Raw genomic sequence first — 16,731 nt, 5'->3', positions numbered from 1 at the left:
GCGCCTTCGATCCCCGCGGCGGTCCGCGCTATCATATGCGGCTGATTGTGCACCTGGTCCACAGCATGCCCGCATCCCGAATCATCGTCGGCATCTCCGGTGGCGTCGACTCCGCCGTGGCGGCGCTCGATCTGCTCGAGCGCGGCTACGCCGTCGAGGGTCTGTTCATGAAGAACTGGGACGATCCGGACGATCCGGGCTATTGCCCGCAGGACCACGACCTCGCGGCCGCCGAGGACGTCTGCGCGCATCTGGGCATCAAGCTGCACAAGGTGGAATTCACCGCCGAGTACTGGCACCGGGTGTTCGAACATTTCCTCGCCGAGTACGAGGCCGGGCGCACGCCCAATCCCGATATCCTGTGCAACAGCGAGATCAAGTTCCGCGCGTTCCTGGAACACGCCCTCGGCCTCGGCGGCGACGCCATCGCGACCGGGCACTACGCCCGCGTGGCCACTGACGGCGCCGGTGGCTGGCGGCTGCTGCGCGGCCTCGATCCGAACAAGGACCAGAGCTACTTCCTGCACGGGATCGACCCCGAGGCGCTCGCGCGCACCCTGTTCCCGCTGGGCGAGTACGCCAAGGACCGGGTCCGCGAGCGCGCCCGAGCGGCCGGGCTCCCGAACCACGACCGGCCGGACAGCACCGGCATCTGCTTTATCGGCGAGCGCCGTTTCAGCGAGTTCCTGGCGAACTATCTGCCTGCACAGCCCGGTCCGATGGAGACGCCGGAAGGACGGATCGTCGGCGAGCACAACGGACTGATGTACTACACCATCGGCCAGCGCCAGGGCCTCGGCATCGGCGGCGGGCACGGGACCGACGGGCGGCCCTGGTACGTGCTGGCGAAAGACATCCCGCGCAACACCTTGATGGTCGGCCAGGGCCATGACCATCCGTGGCTGCACGCCGACGCGCTCGAGACGGAGGTCCCGCACTGGCTCGCGACGCCGCCCGGCGACACCCTGCGCTGCAGCGCCCAGGTTCGGTACCGGCAGCGGCCCGTTCCCTGCGAACTGGAGACCGCCGGCGACGGGCTGCGCGTCACGTTCGACCGCCCGGTACGGGCGATCACGCCCGGGCAGTCGGTGGTGTTCTACGATGGCGATCACTGCCTCGGCGGTGCGATCATCCGCCGCGCCCTGACGGCGGATGCCGGCGTCCCGGCCTGACGCCCCGCTACACTGCCCTTTTCGGAGACCCCCATGCTGCCGTTGCCGATCCGCGTACTGCGCGATGCCGTGATCGTGATGCTGTTCATCGTCCTCGGCGGATGGGTGGGCCAGGCACCGTACGCGAGCGATGCCGCCGACCCCTTGTTCGTTGACGCCTTCCGCGCCGTTTTCGGCACGATCGGATTCGCGGTGGGCGGATACCTCGCCCCCTCGAAACGGCCACTGCAGATGACACTCACCCTTCTGGTGATCTGGCTCATGGCGGGGCTCACCATCGCACTCGGCGGCGGGCACGCGGCCGGCTGGTTCATGGTCCTCGTATTTCTGCCGATCATGGCCATTCTGGGCGGCGGCCTGGCTTTGCTGGTCGAACGCCTGGCCCGCGAATGATCGTCTCCGGCATGCCCGAGACAAGCGGCGCCTGGACGCATACACTCGCGCCTCCGATTTTCGTGGCAGTGCCCTGATGAAGCAGAAACGCCTCGACCAGACCCTGGCCCTCGCGGGGATCATGCACGCGACCTGGCTCGTACGGCAGGTCGCCCGCCAGGAGCGCGTCGATCAGGAGCAGCTGGCCATCGCCATGCGCCCCGTGTTCGAACTCGAACCGGACAGTGTCGCGGCGGTCTACGGCGACGCCGCGAGCCGGCATGCGATGCTTACGGTGCTCCGCAGCCAGCTCGGCGGCGGCACAGCGGACCGCGATATGGAAGTGACCCGTTATGCCGCGACGCTGATGCATCTGGAGCGCAAGCTCGTCAAACGCGACGACCTGATGGGCAGGCTCCGCGAGGGTATCGAGCAGGCGCGCACGCAGCTCGACCACTTCGGCGTCACGCACGAGAACCTGATCGGCCGCCTGGCCGATCTCTACGCCGAGACCATCAGCACCCTGCGCCCGCAGATCATGGTCCAGGGCGATCCCGCCACCCTGACCAACCCGACCAACGCCAATCGCGTCCGCGCCCTCCTGCTGGCCGGTATGCGCTCCACCGTGTTGTGGCGCCAGTCCGGCGGGTCGCGCCTGCGGCTGATACTGGGCCGCCAGAGCCTGATCCGCGCCGCCGAAGCGCTCGATCGTGACTGAACGCCGCCCACGCGGGCGCACCCTTCGCCCGGCACTGCGACATAAAGGGGCCTGTGCTAGTCTACGGCCCTCGCCCCGCCGTGCGCGCTGTTCCCGCCCGCGCGGCGCGCGGCCAAATCCACGCGCCGGATGCCGGCGCGCATGCACACATACCGTATTACCGGTCACTCTATCCCCGGAGGCACGCTCGACATGACCGACATCCAGGTACCCGCGGACGGCGCGAAGATCACTCTCGATAACGGCGTCCTGAACGTCCCGGACAATCCGATCGTCACCTATATCGAGGGCGACGGGATCGGCGTGGACATCACGCCGGTAATGCAGCGTATCGTCGACGCTGCCGTGGAAAAGGCCTACGGCGGCAAGCGGAAGATCCACTGGATGGAAGTGCTGGCCGGCGAGAAGGCGAACAACGAGGTCGGCGCGTGGCTGCCCGATGAGACCGTCGATGCCATCCGCGAGTACCTGATCTCGATCAAGGGCCCCATGACCACGCCGGTCGGCGGCGGCATCCGCTCGCTCAATGTGGCCCTGCGCCAGGTCCTCGACCTGTACGTCTGCCTGCGCCCGGTGCGCTGGTTCACGGGCGTCCCCTCCCCGGTCAAGCACCCGGAAAACGTCGACATGGTGATCTTCCGCGAGAACACGGAGGACATCTACGCGGGCATCGAGTTCGAGGCCGGTTCGAAGGAGAACGAGCAGTTCAAGCAGCTCCTGCACGAGCACTTCCCGTCCGCCTACGCCAACATCCGCTTCCCGGATGAGTGCGGTCTCGGCATCAAGCCCATCTCGCGCGAAGGCACGGAGCGGCTGGTCCGCGCGGCCATCCGCTACGCGATCGCAAACGGCCGCAAATCGGTCACGATCGTGCACAAGGGCAACATCATGAAGTACACCGAGGGCGCATTCCGCAGCTGGGCGTACGAACTGGCCGAGCGGGAGTTCGCCAACGAGACCTACACCTGGAGTGAGTGGGAGCGCACGGTCGCCGACAAGGGCCAGGAGGCCGCCAACAAAGAACAGGACGAGGCGGTCGCCAACGGCCGCATCCTGGTCAAGGACGCCATCGCCGACATCGCGCTGCAGCAGGTGCTCACGCGCCCGGATGATTTCGACGTCATCGCCACCATGAACCTGAACGGCGACTACCTCTCCGATGCCCTCGCCGCCCAGGTCGGCGGCATCGGCATCGCACCCGGCGGCAACATCAACCACGACACCGGCCACGCCGTGTTCGAGGCGACCCACGGCACCGCGCCGAAGTACGCCGGCAAGGACATGGTGAATCCGGGCTCGCTGGTCCTGTCCGCCGAGATGATGCTGCGCCACCTCAAATGGGACGAGGCCGCCGATCTCGTGCTGACCGGCATGGACGCGGCCATCGCCAGCAAGAACGTCACCTACGACTTCGCGCGGCTGATGGATGGCGCGACCAAGGTGAGCTGCTCGCAGTTCGGCGAGGCGATCGTCAAACGCATGCAGCAGTAGCCCCGCGTCGCCGGCGCCCCGAACGGGAGTCCCCGCGGGGCGCCGGCCCGCCTCTCCGCCGGAGCCGGATGCCGTGAACGAAGGGAACCGCGACGCACTCGTCGCCGAGGCCGCGCGGCGCATCCACGACGGCTTCGAGCGCTACAACCTGCAGTTCCGCCGCATCACCGACCGCGCGCGGCGGCGTTTCGAGGAACGCGACTGGAAGGGCCAGTTCGAGGACATCGCCGCCCGCGTCGAGCTCTACGAACGCTGGGCCAACCGTACCGAACGCACCCTGCGCGCCTCTCTCGGGGACCACGTCACCGACCACGACCTGTGGCCGGATATCCGTGCCTGTTTCGGGCTGCGCGTCGAGGCGATGCCCGACGCCGGCTTCATGAAGACCTTCTTCAACTCGATCACCCGGCGCATCTTCGGCACGCTCGGCGTTGATCCCCAGGTGGAGTTCGTCCGCCCGCCGCCCGAGGAAGGCATCACCTCCCTGACCATGCGGCGCTATCCCTGCTGGAACGAACTGGAGGCGACCTGCGCGGCGGTGCTAAGGGACTTCCAGGTGCGGGTGCCCTTCGCCGATCGCGCGGGCGGCGCGGGCGTGATGGCCCGGGCCATCCGCGACCACTTCGACGATCCGGGCATCGACACGCGCTGCCTGCGGCTGGAGTTCATCGACACCCACTTCTTCCAGGGTACGCGCGCTTACCTCGTTGGCCGCATCCGCATGGCCGACCGCAGCCAGCCGATCGTGGTGGCGCTGCGCAACGCGGACGACGGCATCCGCGTGGATGCCACCCTGCTGCACGAGGAGCAGATCGGGGTCGTATTCTCGTACACGCGCTCGTACTACTTCGCCGACCCGACCTCCGTGGTCGCAGCGGTGCAGTTCCTGCACTCGCTGTTGCCGACCAAACCCATCGACGAGCTGTATACCGTTCTGGGCCGCCTGCGCCAGGGCAAGACCGAGCGCTACCGGGCACTGGTCGAACACCTCGACCACACCCAGGACAGTTTCATCCATGCGGCCGGCGATGCGGGGCTCGTGATGATCGTGTTCACGCTGCCCTCGTTCAATCTCGTCTTCAAGGTCATGCGCGACGTCTTCCGGCCGCCGAAGAAGACCACCCACGCCCACGTCGACGGCCGTTATCAGCTCGTCGCCCGCCACGACCACGCCGGGCGGCTCATCGACACCCAGCACTTCCGCAACCTTGAACTGCCGCGCGAGCGGTTTTCGCCGGAACTGTACGATGAATTGATGCGCGAATGCGGGCGCACCGTCGGTCATGACGGCGACCAGCTCATGTTCCACCGCGTCTACGTCGAGCGCCGCGTACGACCGCTGAACCTCCACATCCGCGAAGTCGATGGCGAAGAAGCCGAACGCGCGATTCTCGATTACGGCCGCTGCATCAAGGATCTGGCGGAGACCAACATCTTCGCCGGCGACCTGCTGCTGAAGAACTTCGGCGTCACCAGCAGCGGGCGGGTCGTGTTCTACGACTATGACGAGGTCTCGCTGGTAACCGACTGCTCGTTCCGCGAACTGCCGGAGCCGGACGAGGACGACTTCTCCCTGCAGGATCCGGGCACGATGCAGTACGTTGGCCCGAACGACATCTTCCCGGAGGAATTCATCCGCTTCCTGTCGCTGCCCCGCACGCTGCGCGAGGCCTTCATGGAAGCGCACGGTGACCTGTTCACCGCGGACTATTGGCGCGACGTGAAGCGCCGCCGGCAGGACGGCGAGATCGCCGAGATCGTGCCCTATGTGCGCCAGAGCGTCTCGAGGACGCCGATCCCGCTGTAAGTCAGTGGCACTTCAGGGCCCCTGAGCCTGTAATTTTCTCACGCAGAGCCGCGGAGCGCGCAAAGGGCCCACAGAAGACCGTGTCCCCAATTACGGTGAATAAGAGATCGTGGGCGCCGCCTTCTCCTCAAAGCGTCACGCTTTCCTTCTGTCCTCTGCGTGCTCCGCGGCTCTGCGTGACCACATGCCAGCGTCCGGGAAAGACCATACGCCCCTGATCCCCGCGAGGCGGACCCTGATCAGGCGTCGTCTTTGCCGTTCATGACATTGGTCACCATGTTCATGAGATCCATCGGCATCGGGAAGACGATGGTCTTGGCGTTGTCCTGGGCGATGCCCTGCAGGGTCTGCAGGTAGCGCAACTGGATCGCTCTCGGGTCCTGACCCAGCTGTTTGGCGGCCTGGACGAGGTTCTCCGCTGCCTGCAACTCGCCCTCGGCATGGATGACCTTCGCCCGCCGGGCGCGTTCCGCTTCCGCCTGCTGCGCGATCGCACGGATCATGCTTTCGTCGATATCGACGTGCTTGATCTCCACGTTCGCAACCTTGACGCCCCACTGATCGGTCGCCTTGTCCAGGATCTCCTGGATGTCGGCGTTCAGCTTATCGCGCTCCGAGAGCATCTCATCGAGGTCGTGCTTGCCGAGCACGGACCGCAGGGTCGTCTGGGCGAGCTGGCTGGTCGCGTTGTAGAAATGCTCGACGTTGATCACGGACTTCTGCGGATCCACCACGCGGAAATACACGACCGCGTTGACCTTCACCGAGACGTTGTCCTGCGAGATCACGTCCTGCGACGGGACATCCATGGTGATCACGCGCAGGTCGACTTTCTCGATCTGCTGGATGAACGGGATCACGATGATCAGCCCGGGGCCCTTGACCCGCTGGAAACGGCCGAGCAGGAAAATCACGCCCCGCTCGTACTCCCGCAGGATATGGAACATGCTCAGGATCAGGGCCGCGATCAGAGCGATGCCTACACCAAGATAGATCAGCATGGTATTACTCCCTGTCCGATTCGATCGGTTCGACGCGAACCACAAGGCCTTCGCGTTCAATGACCCGAACCGGCGTGCCGGGTGGAATCGGGTGATCGCTGCGTGCCTGCCAGCGCTCCCCGAGCATGTAGACCCACCCACTGGTGGCGTCTACCGTTGAAATGACCTCCCCCGTCGCCTGCGCGATCTCTTCCGCGCCGCTGACCACCGGGCGTCTCCAGGCTTTGACCGCCATGTAGGCGATCGCGAACATGATCGCGCCCGAGACGGTCGCGACGGAACCGATGACCTCCACGGCGATCTCGAATCCCGGCACGTCGGTATCCATCAGGATGATCGATCCCACGATCATGGAAACGATGCCACCGAAGCCGAGCACGCCAAAGCTCGGGACCAGCGCCTCGCTGACGATCAGGATGATCCCCAGCAGGATCAGCAGCAGCCCGGCATAATTCACCGGCAGTACCTGGAAGGCATAGAGGGCCAGCAGCAGGCAGATGGCGCCCACGGTTCCCGGTACCAGCGCCCCCGGGTTATAGCCCTCCAGCAGCAGGCCATAGATGCCGATCATCATCAGCAGGTAGGCGACCGTGGGATTGGTGATGATCGCCAGCAGTTCCGAGCGCCAATCCGGGTCGATGCGCTCGACGGTCGCGCCGGCGGTCTTCAGCGTGACCCGTTCTCCAGCGACCTTCACTTCCCGGCCGTCGGCGCCGTCGAGCAGCGCCTCGATATCCCCCGCGATGAAATCCGCCACGTTGTTCTCGACGGCCTCCTCCGCGGTCGCACTGACCGCTTCACGTACCGCCCGCTCGGCCCAGTCCGCGTTGCGGCCGGTCTCCTGCGCCAGCCCCCGGATCCACGCCGCGGCATCATTCAGCGCCTTGCGCTTGCTGGCGCTGTCCGGCGCTTCCGGTTCCGATGACTCCTCGGCCGCCGGTGCCTCGCCGTCTTCCTTCCCGGCGTCCGTGCCGTCATCGGTCTCGGGCGCCTTGTCGCCACCTTCTTCGTCCGGGGTCTGCTCAGGTTCCGCGGGAGGTTGTGGCGCACCGCCGCCGATCGCGACCGGCGTGGCCGCGCCCACATTCGTGGTCGGGGCCATGGCGGCGACGTGACTGGCGTAGAGGATATAGGTGCCGGCACTCGCGGCGCGGGCCCCGCCGGGCGCCACCCATGTCGCGACCGCCACCTTGGACCCGCGGATCGCCTTGACGATATCGCGCGTGGCCTCTGTCAAGCCGCCCGGCGTGTCCATCTGGATGATCAGGAGATCGACGCCGCGTTCCTCCGCGGTTTCGATCCCGCGGGTCAGGTAGTCCGTCGTGGCCGGGCCGATGGCCCCGTCCACGGTCAACAGGATCGCGCGGGGTGCGGCACCCTCGGTGTCATCGGCGCCATTACCGGACGCGCCTTCCTGCGCCATTCCGGGCGCGAAGAACAGCAGGGCCCCGCACAGCGCCAGCAGGAATGCCAGCCCGCGCCGGATCCGGTCAGTCCCAGTGGTAGTCGATCGTGATCTCTTCATTCGCTCGAATCCGCCGCAGCGCGTACAGATCGAAGCCGTCGAATTCGGCGTTCGGCGACGCGCTGTGGTTCAGGTAGCGCAGCCGGTTCAGCCCGCGCCTGCCTATCCATTCGTCGCCCGCGTCCACCCAGAGGACATGGGAACCGTTTTTTTTTGCTTCCGGCCCCAGATAGGTCCCGATGTACTCGCCGCGCGGGATCTCCAGGGTCGCGAACAGTCCCTTCCCATGGATCGGCGAACGCCGCACATGGGCCATGCGATTCGTGCGCCGGTTGGCGTGATACAGCGCGCCGGTCGGTGGCCAGACACTCAATTGCAAACCCTTTCTCGGTCGCCATGCCGTACCGCGGGATCACGCGCGTCGCGCGGGGGCCGACGACGGCCATCCCGCTGCGGCAACCCGCTTTCATCACCTGCCGAGTGTACCGGATCACGATCTTCCGTGGCCCGCGCCCGCGATGCCGCACGCACTCAGCCGGCCACGTCCGCCACACCGAGGGCGTGGTCGCGCAGTTGCTGGACCTCGTCGCGCAACTGCGCCGCCCGCTCGAATTCCAGATTCTGCGCGGCGTCGAACATCTCCTTCTCCAGCCGGTCGATCTCCTTCGCCAGTTCTTTCGGCGATTTCGACTGATATTTCTCCGCGCTCTCGGCGACCTTCGCGTAGCGCTCGGGGGTGCCCGGCGCACCGGCATGCGCACCCTCCATGATGTCGGCGACCGCCTTGCGGATGCCCTGCGGCGTGATGCCGTGCTCCGCGTTGTACTCGATCTGCTTCGCGCGCCGGCGCTCGGTCTCGTCGAGCGCCCGGCGCATGGAACCGGTGACCTGATCGGCATAGAGGATCGCGCGGCCATTGACGTTGCGGGCGGCCCGACCGATCGTCTGGATCAGCGAGCGCTCGGCCCGCAGGAAGCCCTCCTTGTCGGCATCGAAAATGGCCACCAGCGCCACCTCGGGCATGTCCAGGCCCTCGCGCAGCAGGTTGATCCCGACCAGGCAGTCGAACTTGCCAAGCCGCAGATCGCGGATGATCTCCACCCGCTCGACGGTGTCGATATCCGAGTGCAGATACCGCACGCGGATGCCGTGCTCGGACAGATAGTCGGTCAGGTCCTCCGCCATCTTCTTGGTGAGCGTCGTGATCAGCACGCGCTCGTCCTTCTCGGCGCAGCGATTGATCTCGGACAGGACGTCATCGACCTGCGACGCCACCGGCCGGATCTCGACCTGCGGATCGACCAGACCGGTCGGGCGGACCACCTGCTCGACGGTGCGGTCCGAATGCTCTTTCTCGTAGGGTCCCGGCGTCGCCGAGACGAAGATCGTCTGCGGTTGCTGACGCTCGAACTCCTGGAACATCAACGGCCGGTTGTCGAGCGCCGACGGCAGGCGGAAGCCGTAATTCACCAGCGTTTCCTTGCGCGCGCGGTCGCCCTTGAACATGCCCCCGATCTGCGGGATCGAGACGTGGCTCTCGTCGACGATCAGCAGCGCATCGGCCGGCAGGTAATCGAACAGGCAGGGCGGCGGCTCGCCCTCCCCGCGCCCGCTGAGATAGCGCGAGTAGTTCTCGATCCCCGAGCAGTAGCCGAGCTCGTTGATCATCTCGATATCGAACTGCGTGCGCTGCTCGAGCCGCTGCGCCTCCAGCAGCTTGCCGTTCTCCCGCAGCTCCTCGAGCCGCCGCGCGAGTTCCTCCTTGATCTGTTCGACCGCGGACAGAAGCCGCTCGCGCGGCGTCACGTAATGCGTTTTCGGGTAGACGGTCAGCCGCGGCACATGGCGCTTCACCTCGCCGGTCAGCGGGTCGAAGAACGACAGGTTTTCGACCTCGTCATCGAACAGCTCGACCCGGATGGCCTCGTCGTCCGACTCCGCCGGGTGGATATCGATGACCTCGCCGCGCACGCGGAAGGTGCCGCGCTTGAGCTCCATGTCGTTGCGCTGGTACTGCATATCCGACAGGCGCCGCAGGATCTGGCGCTGGCCGATGGTGTCGCCCCGATCGAGATGCAGCACCATCTTCAGATAGGCCTGCGGGTCGCCGAGCCCGTAGATGGCCGACACGGTCGCCACGATGATCGTGTCCCGGCGCTCGAGCAGCGCCTTGGTCGCGGACAGGCGCATCTGCTCGATGTGCTCGTTCACCGACGCATCCTTCTCGATGAAGGTGTCGGAGGACGGCACATAGGCCTCGGGCTGGTAGTAGTCGTAATACGAGACGAAGTACTCGACCGCGTTATCCGGGAAGAATTCCTTCATCTCGCCGTACAGCTGCGCCGCCAGCGTCTTGTTGGGCGCCATGATCAGCGTCGGGCGCTGCTCGCGCTCGATCACGTTGGCCATCGTGAAGGTCTTGCCCGAGCCGGTGACGCCGAGCAGGGTCTGGTACATCAGCCCGCTTTCCAGGCCGTCGCAGAGGCCCTCGATCGCCTGCGGCTGGTCGCCGGTCGGTTCAAACTGTTTTTCGATGCGCAGCGCTTTGGACATATCACCCTTCGGGCGGTAGAGTTTTTGACCTTTCCGTGATCAGGCTCGCCCCGGACGCGGGCCTTCGTGGGCCGACATCCGGGCCGGGACATCAAGTGTTTCCATGGCGTCGGCGGTCGCGCCGGCCCGCGCCGCAGACACCGCGGGCGGCCAAGACCACGCCAGACGTAGTACCATAAAGCAACTCAACCAGCCGGGAATACCGCCGTGACCGTACGACTCTCCGACCGTGTACAACAGATCCAGCCGTCCCCGACGCTCGCCGTGACCGCCCTCGCCGCCTCGCTGCGGGCGCAGGGCCGCGACATCATCGGCCTCGGCGCCGGCGAGCCCGATTTCGACACCCCCGACCACATCAAGGAAGCGGCGTACGAGGCCATCCGGGCCGGCAAGACCAAGTACACGGCCGTCGACGGCACCCCCGAACTGAAACAGGCGGTGATCGACAAATTCCACCGCGATAACGGCATCCAGTACACCGCCGACCAGATTCTCGTCTCCTGCGGCGGCAAACAGAGCTTCTTCAACCTCGCCCAGGCCCTGCTCAATCCCGGCGACGAGGTCGTGATCCCGGCGCCGTACTGGGTCTCCTACCCCGATATGGCGAAACTGGCCGGCGGCGTCCCGGTGATCGTTCGCGCCGGGGCCGAACAGCGATTCAAGCTGACCCCGGAGCAGCTGCGTGAGGCGATCACCGCCAACACCCGGTTGGTGGTCATCAACAGCCCCTCGAACCCGAGCGGTATGGCCTACACGGCCAGCGAACTGGCGGCGCTGGGCGAGGTACTGGCCGACTACCCGGATGTCATCATCGCCACCGACGACATGTATGAGCACATCCTGTGGGCGGACGAGCCGTTTACCAACATCGTCAACGCCCGGCCGGACCTCTACGAGCGCACCGTCGTGATGAACGGCGTCTCCAAGGCCTACTCGATGACCGGGTGGCGGATCGGCTACTGCGGCGGGCCGAAGCAGCTCATCGGCGCGATGAAGAAGATCCAGTCGCAGAGCACCTCGAACCCCACTTCCATCTCGCAGTGGGCCGCAACCGCCGCGCTGAACGGTGATCAGGCCTGCGTCGCGGACATGGTCACCCAGTTCCGCGAGCGCCATGACTACCTCGTCGAGGCCCTCAATGATCTCGCGGGCGTCGAATGCCTGACCGGCGACGGCACATTCTACGCCTTCCCGAAGGTCGAAGAGGCGATCCGCGCCTACGGCTCGAAGGATGACGTCGAATTCTGCTCCAGCCTGCTCGACGACACCGGCGTGGCCCTCGTCCCGGGCTCCGCGTTCGGGGCACCCGGCTACATGCGGCTGTCGTTCGCCACCAGCATGGACAACCTGCAGAACGCGATCGGTCGGCTGAAGAAGGCACTCGGCTGAGGCGGTGCCAGCTGATGCCGGCTGTTGCCTTCGGCAAAAGCCGGCCTACGCCCCAGGTTGGCCACGCGCCGATTTCATCACCGCCGTAGGCCGGCTTGCGACCGAAGGGAGCCAGCCGGCATCGACGCCACGTCGGCCCAAAGTCCGCCAGCAGCCCCAGACGATCCGCGTGCCCGTGTGGCGAATACACCCACGGATCGCGGCCTCGCCGGCCCCGCGGCGGAATCGCCTTGACCACCGCCGCCCCGGCCAGTAGTATTCAGCGCGCTTCAGGACACTCTGTCCGATTCCCCGGTAGCTCAGCGGTAGAGCGGGTGACTGTTAATCACTAGGTCGGCGGTTCGAATCCGTCCCGGGGAGCCATAAATCAAGAATTTACGTCACCTCTATCCCCTCGCGGGTTCGATTTTGGGGTCCACTCTGTAAAGACCCGCGGTCACTCCCATCAGAATTCGATGACGGCTCGGCTGCCCCACCGCTGGCGGATCCACCGACTACCGGCATCACTATTACTGGCGCCGCCCTCCACTGTTAACCGCATGGTTTTCCCTGTTCCACGCCGGCCTGCTCGGTGTCGACGTCGGGCTCGTAGAGAGCTTTACCGCGCCGAGAATCATCGAGCCGGTTTCCACGATGATCGGGGAACGATGTAGTCACGGTAGGAATTCGTTACGGCCCCCCTGTTGGCGCGACGCGGAGCCACCTCCTCCAGTGAACAGGTAACCGGCAGCCGGCTCGGTCACGATATAGGTCGGCTCGGCGGGGTCGTCACCGAGTTTCTGGCGGAGGCGCCCGACGATAATCCGCAGATAATGCGTGCGCTCAACATGCGCCGGTCCCCAGACCTGCTGGAGGAGATGGCGTTGCGTCACCACGCGGCCGGTCTGTTCAACGAGGATCCGCAGAACGCCGTACTCCTAGCGGGTGAGATGCACCGGTTTACCCTGGAGGGTGACGCTGCGTGCCTCGGGATCGATACGCAGTCGTCCGTCGTCGAAGGGTGTCGCTCGATCGTGCCTCGGATGACTGTGCAACAGGCGCCGGACCCGTGCGAGCAGTTCGGGCAAGCCAACAAGCCACTTCACCCTTTGGTCACGATATTCATATCCTGTCGGGCGGCGTTGCGGGAATTTGGCCCCATGGGCAGGGTGACCGAGCCGTCATCGAGTCTCTTCGTCAAGCGCCCTTTTCTTCTTCCGAAACTCGTCCTCATCGATCTCTCCCCGGGCGAACCGCTCTTCCAGTATTCGGCGTGCGGGGTTGCTCGACGTTGGGTCGGACTTGGCTGTCCCGCCGATCGACCGCATCACGAGTATCACCACCGCGACGACGACGATCAGGAACATCAGCATCATGATGGGGCCCATGATCCAGTGCATCCCACCATTCCACATCATCCCGTGGTACCCCCAATCACCCGCTTGACGGCTCTCGGCGAATGCCGGAGCCGTCATCGCAAGACCAACAATCGCGCCATTCCCTTTCAACAGCAACGCCTTTCCGTTCATTTCCACCTCCTCGCGGTATCACTCAAGCTCACGTCCGACCTGAGCCGATTCTGATCAACATCTTCTCAAGTCCACGCGCATGGCACATCCATCGATCAGCGACATGGCGAGATTGGACACTCCACCTGGGCCGCGATGAGCACCCCGTTCGTCGCCTCGGAGACCGTGATCAGGGAAAGCAGAAGAACTGTCTGCATCACTGGCCCCCGCCTTCCTCCGAACGCGTTATGTCAATCGCTTCCGCGCCCGATTCATCGATACAGGTACTCTCAACCTGCAGCGTCACGAAATAGAAGCCGAATTTCTCTCTCAGCATTCGGTATGCATCCGCCAGCACGGCCTGGGAATCGCTGTCGGTTTCCACACGGAGATGTCCGGAGAAAACGTGACGGCCACTGGTCAATGCCCAGGCGTGTACATGGTGTGCATTGGCAACACCATCGAGGCCTTCCAGTGCCCGGGCAACCTCACGCAGATCGACTCCGGGTGGCGTACCCTCCATCAGGAGATGGGCCGCGTCCCGCAGAATCCCCCAGCTTGCCCAGAGCAGAACGAACCCGAACGCCATGCCGAGGATCGGGTCGATCAACAGGAATCCGGTAAAATGGATGACGGCGGCGGTGACGATGATCAGCAGACTGCCCACAAACGTCTGGATAATGTGCCAAAGCGCACCCTTGACGTTCAGATCGGTCTTACTCTGTTTCCAGATCAGCGTCAGAGAAATGATTTCGGTGATTAATCCACCGAACGCCGCAAGCAGCATGGGCAAAGGCGGCAGATCGATCGGTTCCGCGAGCCGCATCGCGCCCATGACGATCACGATCAACGCCATGCCAAGCAGGAACCCGCCGTTGACCAGCGCACCGATCAGTTCGGCGCGATACCAGCCGAAGCTGCGGTCTTCATCGGCCGGTCTCCGTGCAATCCGTGCGGCGAAGATCGCGACAAGGACGCCGCCCACCGCCGAAAACGTGTGAAAGGCGTCCGAGATGACGGCGATCGACCCGGTCCAGAGGCCGATTCCCATCTCGATCACGAAATAGATGCCGGTCAGCCAGGCCGAGATCGCCATGCCTTTGCCGCTCGTGGGCATGTGGCCGGCGTGTCCATGTACGTGCGCACTGTGCTCCTGGCTCATCGATCAGAACTCCATACGCTATCGGACGGGTCAGTGCCGCGCGAACACCTGCAACCCTCCGGCTTCGTCGAAAGCGACCACATTGTAGGGCTCGCTCTGCTGCCCGTATTCCATACCTGGCGAACCCGCCGGCATACCGGGTACCGCGATCCCGGCGATCGGCGGGCGTTCCGCAAGCAGTCGCCGGACATCCACCGCCGGGACATGCCCTTCGACGACATACCCGCTGACGGTCGCCGTATGACAGGACGAAAGCCGTTGCTGGACGCGCAACGCCCGCTTGCGTTCCAGTAACCCGGAGCGCTCAACCTCATGCACTTCCATCTCGAAACCCGCCTGATCCATGTGCCGCACCCACTCCGCGCAGCAGCCACAGGTGGCCGTTTTGTACACGTTGATCGCGTTCGCGGCCGCCAGAGAAGGGACAAACAGCGCTGCCCCGAAGAGGGTCTTCCAGAATCGATTCATGTCTATAAATCCCGCGTCGTAAAGGAACCGGGCGGCCACACGGTGGCCACCCGGAGTGACTGGCTTGTCGATCGAAGCTTGTCAGTGATGCAAGTCATGCCCGCCGGAATCGGCGTCGCTCTGAGGTGTCTGTTCCCGAAGTTCCTGACGCTGTTCTTCGGTCATGAGGTCGTGCATAGCGTTTCGCATACGCACCATCTCGGCCATCATTTCACCGCGAAGTTCCGCCATGCGTGCATGCCTTTTCTTCACTTCCTCCGGGTCGGGACGGGATTGCTGCATTTCGGCCATCAGGTCATCGCGCAGGTTCATCATCCGGCCCATGCGCTCAAAATGGGCGGGACGGTGCTCCTGCACCAGTTCGCGCATCTCGCTGCGCTGTTCCGGCTTGAGCATCTCGTGCATCGCACCCATACCGGCACCGCCCATCATCGGACACGGCATCATTCCGCCGCCCATCATGCCCTTCATCATGCCGGTCCCCATTCCGCTCTGGCCACCGCGCATCATGCCCGGGCCCATGCCTCCCTGGCCGCCAGCCATCATGTTGCCGTGGTGGCCTCCCATCATCATTCCGGAACCCTGCATCATTCCGGCGCCCTGCCCTTTCTGGGGCGCGCCCATCATGCCGCCCTGACCCGACTCGGCTCGGCCGGTGCCATGGCCGATCGCCGCCCCGCTCACTGCGACGGCAGCGACCAGACCGACTACCGCGCCAGCCCTGCGAAAACCTGTTTTCATCTTGTGTTGCATGGTTCGTTCTCCCATTTCGTCGTTACGACTATGATCCTGACTGAACTCCGGTCCGTTGACCGGGATCAAACAGGCAGCGACTGAACCCGCTTCTCGACCACTCAGAACCACCAGCGCACACCGGCGACGACGGCCGAGGATTCGGTATCCTCGCCCTCGGCTTCGAGCAGATCCGCGGTGTCACCGAACCGGTCCCGCCAGGTCAGGCCGACATAGGGCGCGAACTCCCGCGAGATGTGGTATCGCGCCCGGAGTCCGACCGTCAGGCCGGTCAGCCCCTCGCCGACACCGAATTCCTCGACTTCATCGAAGGCGTAGCTCGTCTCACCGCGTGCCTGCAGCACCAGCCGCTGTGTGAACCGCCAGTCGTACTCCGCCTCGAATTCTGCCGATGCGTCTCCGTCCTCGCTGACCCGAAGCCCTGCATCCACCTCGAACCAATAAGGCGCGAGCCCCTGAACACCGACGATCACGGAGGCCCGGTCCCGATCGGGACCAGGGCCATAAGTTGTCTGGTAGCCGACGCCGGCCTGTACATCCCAGAAACGGTCGAAGCGGTGGCTGAACTGCACGTCGAAGCTCTCGACTTCGCCGCCCTCGTCTCCGGACTGGAGATCCTCACCCTCCGTCGTGATCCACAGGCGGTTCGTATCACCCCCGTACCAGGCCTGGGCATCCCAGAGGAAGACATCTTCATCGTCGCCCGCCTGGTACTCGAAACGATCGAACATGATCTGACCGTAGCGCGTGTCGTCGTGCACCGGCAGGGACCAGTCGGATTGTGCCCGTGTACCGACCCCCGCCGCAGTTGCGCTACCCGACGCGACAAGCGCCGCGATGCACAGCATGGCCGCGCACGTGACGGACCGTTTGCCCCCGCCCTTTTGCACCAT

Annotated in this window: 16 protein-coding genes and 1 tRNA gene; 7 read left to right on the top strand and 10 right to left on the bottom strand. The window is 65.0% G+C overall.

Annotated features, from left to right (window positions below):
* Nucleotides 1-35 precede the first annotated feature (35 nt).
* The 5 genes from mnmA to aceK all read left to right on the top strand — a co-directional run bounded on the left by mnmA (nucleotide 36) and on the right by aceK (nucleotide 5,560).
* Nucleotides 36-1,172, top strand: a complete 1,137-nt coding sequence (gene mnmA / locus A0W70_RS10460; protein WP_075109867.1) for a tRNA 2-thiouridine(34) synthase MnmA — start codon at nucleotides 36-38, stop codon at nucleotides 1,170-1,172.
* 33 nt (nucleotides 1,173-1,205) lie between these two features.
* Nucleotides 1,206-1,565 carry a hypothetical protein gene (locus A0W70_RS10455; protein WP_067562430.1) on the top strand — a complete coding sequence of 120 codons (360 nt, stop codon included), beginning with the start codon at nucleotides 1,206-1,208 and terminating at the stop codon, nucleotides 1,563-1,565.
* A gap of 76 nt (nucleotides 1,566-1,641) precedes the next feature.
* Complete coding sequence (gene hflD, locus A0W70_RS10450) at nucleotides 1,642-2,262, top strand: high frequency lysogenization protein HflD (RefSeq protein WP_067562426.1); 621 nt, start codon at nucleotides 1,642-1,644, stop codon at nucleotides 2,260-2,262.
* Nucleotides 2,263-2,454: 192 nt separating this feature from the next.
* A complete protein-coding gene (gene icd / locus A0W70_RS10445) occupies nucleotides 2,455-3,753 on the top strand; it encodes an NADP-dependent isocitrate dehydrogenase (protein WP_067562423.1) in 1,299 nt (432 codons plus the stop codon).
* A gap of 73 nt (nucleotides 3,754-3,826) precedes the next feature.
* Nucleotides 3,827-5,560: a bifunctional isocitrate dehydrogenase kinase/phosphatase gene (aceK, locus tag A0W70_RS10440; protein ID WP_067562420.1), complete on the top strand. Its 1,734-nt coding sequence runs from the start codon at nucleotides 3,827-3,829 to the stop codon at nucleotides 5,558-5,560.
* Between the two features lie 239 nt (nucleotides 5,561-5,799).
* Here the strand turns inward: aceK and A0W70_RS10435 are convergent, their stop codons facing one another.
* From A0W70_RS10435 to uvrB, 4 genes are all read right to left on the bottom strand, one after another.
* On the bottom strand, nucleotides 5,800-6,507 hold the full coding sequence (locus A0W70_RS10435) for a slipin family protein (RefSeq protein ID WP_425402598.1): 708 nt from the start codon (nucleotides 6,505-6,507) through the stop codon (nucleotides 5,800-5,802).
* Nucleotides 6,508-6,565: 58 nt separating this feature from the next.
* Nucleotides 6,566-8,086 carry an NfeD family protein gene (locus A0W70_RS10430; RefSeq protein ID WP_067562411.1) on the bottom strand — a complete coding sequence of 507 codons (1,521 nt, stop codon included), beginning with the start codon at nucleotides 8,084-8,086 and terminating at the stop codon, nucleotides 6,566-6,568.
* Complete coding sequence (locus tag A0W70_RS10425; RefSeq protein ID WP_245675859.1) at nucleotides 8,052-8,405, bottom strand: SET domain-containing protein; 354 nt, start codon at nucleotides 8,403-8,405, stop codon at nucleotides 8,052-8,054. Before A0W70_RS10425 ends, A0W70_RS10430 begins: the two co-directional genes overlap by 35 nt.
* A 152-nt stretch (nucleotides 8,406-8,557) precedes the next feature.
* Nucleotides 8,558-10,579, bottom strand: coding sequence for an excinuclease ABC subunit UvrB (gene uvrB / locus A0W70_RS10420; RefSeq protein WP_067562407.1), 2,022 nt, complete (start codon nucleotides 10,577-10,579; stop codon nucleotides 8,558-8,560).
* Between the two features lie 207 nt (nucleotides 10,580-10,786).
* On the opposite strand from uvrB, the gene A0W70_RS10415 reads away from it, so the two are divergent.
* Both A0W70_RS10415 and A0W70_RS10410 read left to right on the top strand, forming a co-directional pair.
* The gene (locus A0W70_RS10415; protein WP_067562404.1) at nucleotides 10,787-11,968 is read left to right on the top strand and encodes a pyridoxal phosphate-dependent aminotransferase; all 1,182 of its coding nucleotides are present in this window, start codon (nucleotides 10,787-10,789) and stop codon (nucleotides 11,966-11,968) included.
* A 288-nt stretch (nucleotides 11,969-12,256) separates the two neighbouring features.
* A tRNA-Asn gene (locus A0W70_RS10410) sits at nucleotides 12,257-12,331 on the top strand.
* Nucleotides 12,332-12,621: 290 nt separating this feature from the next.
* Here A0W70_RS10410 and A0W70_RS17070 read toward each other — a convergent pair.
* From A0W70_RS17070 to A0W70_RS10380, 6 genes are all read right to left on the bottom strand, one after another.
* Nucleotides 12,622-12,873: a winged helix-turn-helix domain-containing protein gene (locus A0W70_RS17070; protein WP_083330936.1), complete on the bottom strand. Its 252-nt coding sequence runs from the start codon at nucleotides 12,871-12,873 to the stop codon at nucleotides 12,622-12,624.
* A 255-nt stretch (nucleotides 12,874-13,128) separates the two neighbouring features.
* A complete protein-coding gene (locus A0W70_RS10400; RefSeq protein ID WP_067562398.1) occupies nucleotides 13,129-13,476 on the bottom strand; it encodes an SHOCT domain-containing protein in 348 nt (115 codons plus the stop codon).
* 196 nt (nucleotides 13,477-13,672) lie between these two features.
* A complete protein-coding gene (locus tag A0W70_RS10395) occupies nucleotides 13,673-14,617 on the bottom strand; it encodes a cation diffusion facilitator family transporter (protein WP_067562394.1) in 945 nt (314 codons plus the stop codon).
* 30 nt (nucleotides 14,618-14,647) lie between these two features.
* The gene (locus A0W70_RS10390; protein WP_067562390.1) at nucleotides 14,648-15,085 is read right to left on the bottom strand and encodes a DUF411 domain-containing protein; all 438 of its coding nucleotides are present in this window, start codon (nucleotides 15,083-15,085) and stop codon (nucleotides 14,648-14,650) included.
* Nucleotides 15,086-15,166: 81 nt separating this feature from the next.
* Entirely contained in the window at nucleotides 15,167-15,838 is a 672-nt protein-coding gene (locus tag A0W70_RS10385; RefSeq protein WP_075109866.1) for a Spy/CpxP family protein refolding chaperone, read from the bottom strand.
* Between the two features lie 101 nt (nucleotides 15,839-15,939).
* Nucleotides 15,940-16,731: a copper resistance protein B gene (locus A0W70_RS10380; protein WP_067562386.1), complete on the bottom strand. Its 792-nt coding sequence runs from the start codon at nucleotides 16,729-16,731 to the stop codon at nucleotides 15,940-15,942.

It is taken from the genome of Halofilum ochraceum (assembly GCF_001614315.2).
Lineage (GTDB): Bacteria > Pseudomonadota > Gammaproteobacteria > XJ16 > Halofilaceae > Halofilum > Halofilum ochraceum.
The sequence above is the reverse complement of the archived record's forward strand: the minus strand, read 5'-3'. Positions and strand labels throughout refer to the sequence as shown.

What these genes read in the sequence shown, in the direction of transcription:
- mnmA (WP_075109867.1), top strand. Translation starts at nt 36, where the DNA reads ATGCGGCTGATTGTGCACCTGGTCCACAGCATGCCCGCATCCCGAATC.
- A0W70_RS10455 (WP_067562430.1), top strand. Translation starts at nt 1,206, where the DNA reads ATGCTGCCGTTGCCGATCCGCGTACTGCGCGATGCCGTGATCGTGATG.
- hflD (WP_067562426.1), top strand. Translation starts at nt 1,642, where the DNA reads ATGAAGCAGAAACGCCTCGACCAGACCCTGGCCCTCGCGGGGATCATG.
- icd (WP_067562423.1), top strand. Translation starts at nt 2,455, where the DNA reads ATGACCGACATCCAGGTACCCGCGGACGGCGCGAAGATCACTCTCGAT.
- A0W70_RS10435 (WP_425402598.1), bottom strand. Translation starts at nt 6,507, where the DNA reads ATGTTCCATATCCTGCGGGAGTACGAGCGGGGCGTGATTTTCCTGCTC.
- A0W70_RS10430 (WP_067562411.1), bottom strand. Translation starts at nt 8,086, where the DNA reads ATGAAGAGATCACGATCGACTACCACTGGGACTGACCGGATCCGGCGC.
- uvrB (WP_067562407.1), bottom strand. Translation starts at nt 10,579, where the DNA reads ATGTCCAAAGCGCTGCGCATCGAAAAACAGTTTGAACCGACCGGCGAC.
- A0W70_RS10400 (WP_067562398.1), bottom strand. Translation starts at nt 13,476, where the DNA reads ATGAACGGAAAGGCGTTGCTGTTGAAAGGGAATGGCGCGATTGTTGGT.
- A0W70_RS10395 (WP_067562394.1), bottom strand. Translation starts at nt 14,617, where the DNA reads ATGAGCCAGGAGCACAGTGCGCACGTACATGGACACGCCGGCCACATG.
- A0W70_RS10390 (WP_067562390.1), bottom strand. Translation starts at nt 15,085, where the DNA reads ATGAATCGATTCTGGAAGACCCTCTTCGGGGCAGCGCTGTTTGTCCCT.
- A0W70_RS10385 (WP_075109866.1), bottom strand. Translation starts at nt 15,838, where the DNA reads ATGCAACACAAGATGAAAACAGGTTTTCGCAGGGCTGGCGCGGTAGTC.
- A0W70_RS10380 (WP_067562386.1), bottom strand. Translation starts at nt 16,731, where the DNA reads ATGGTGCAAAAGGGCGGGGGCAAACGGTCCGTCACGTGCGCGGCCATG.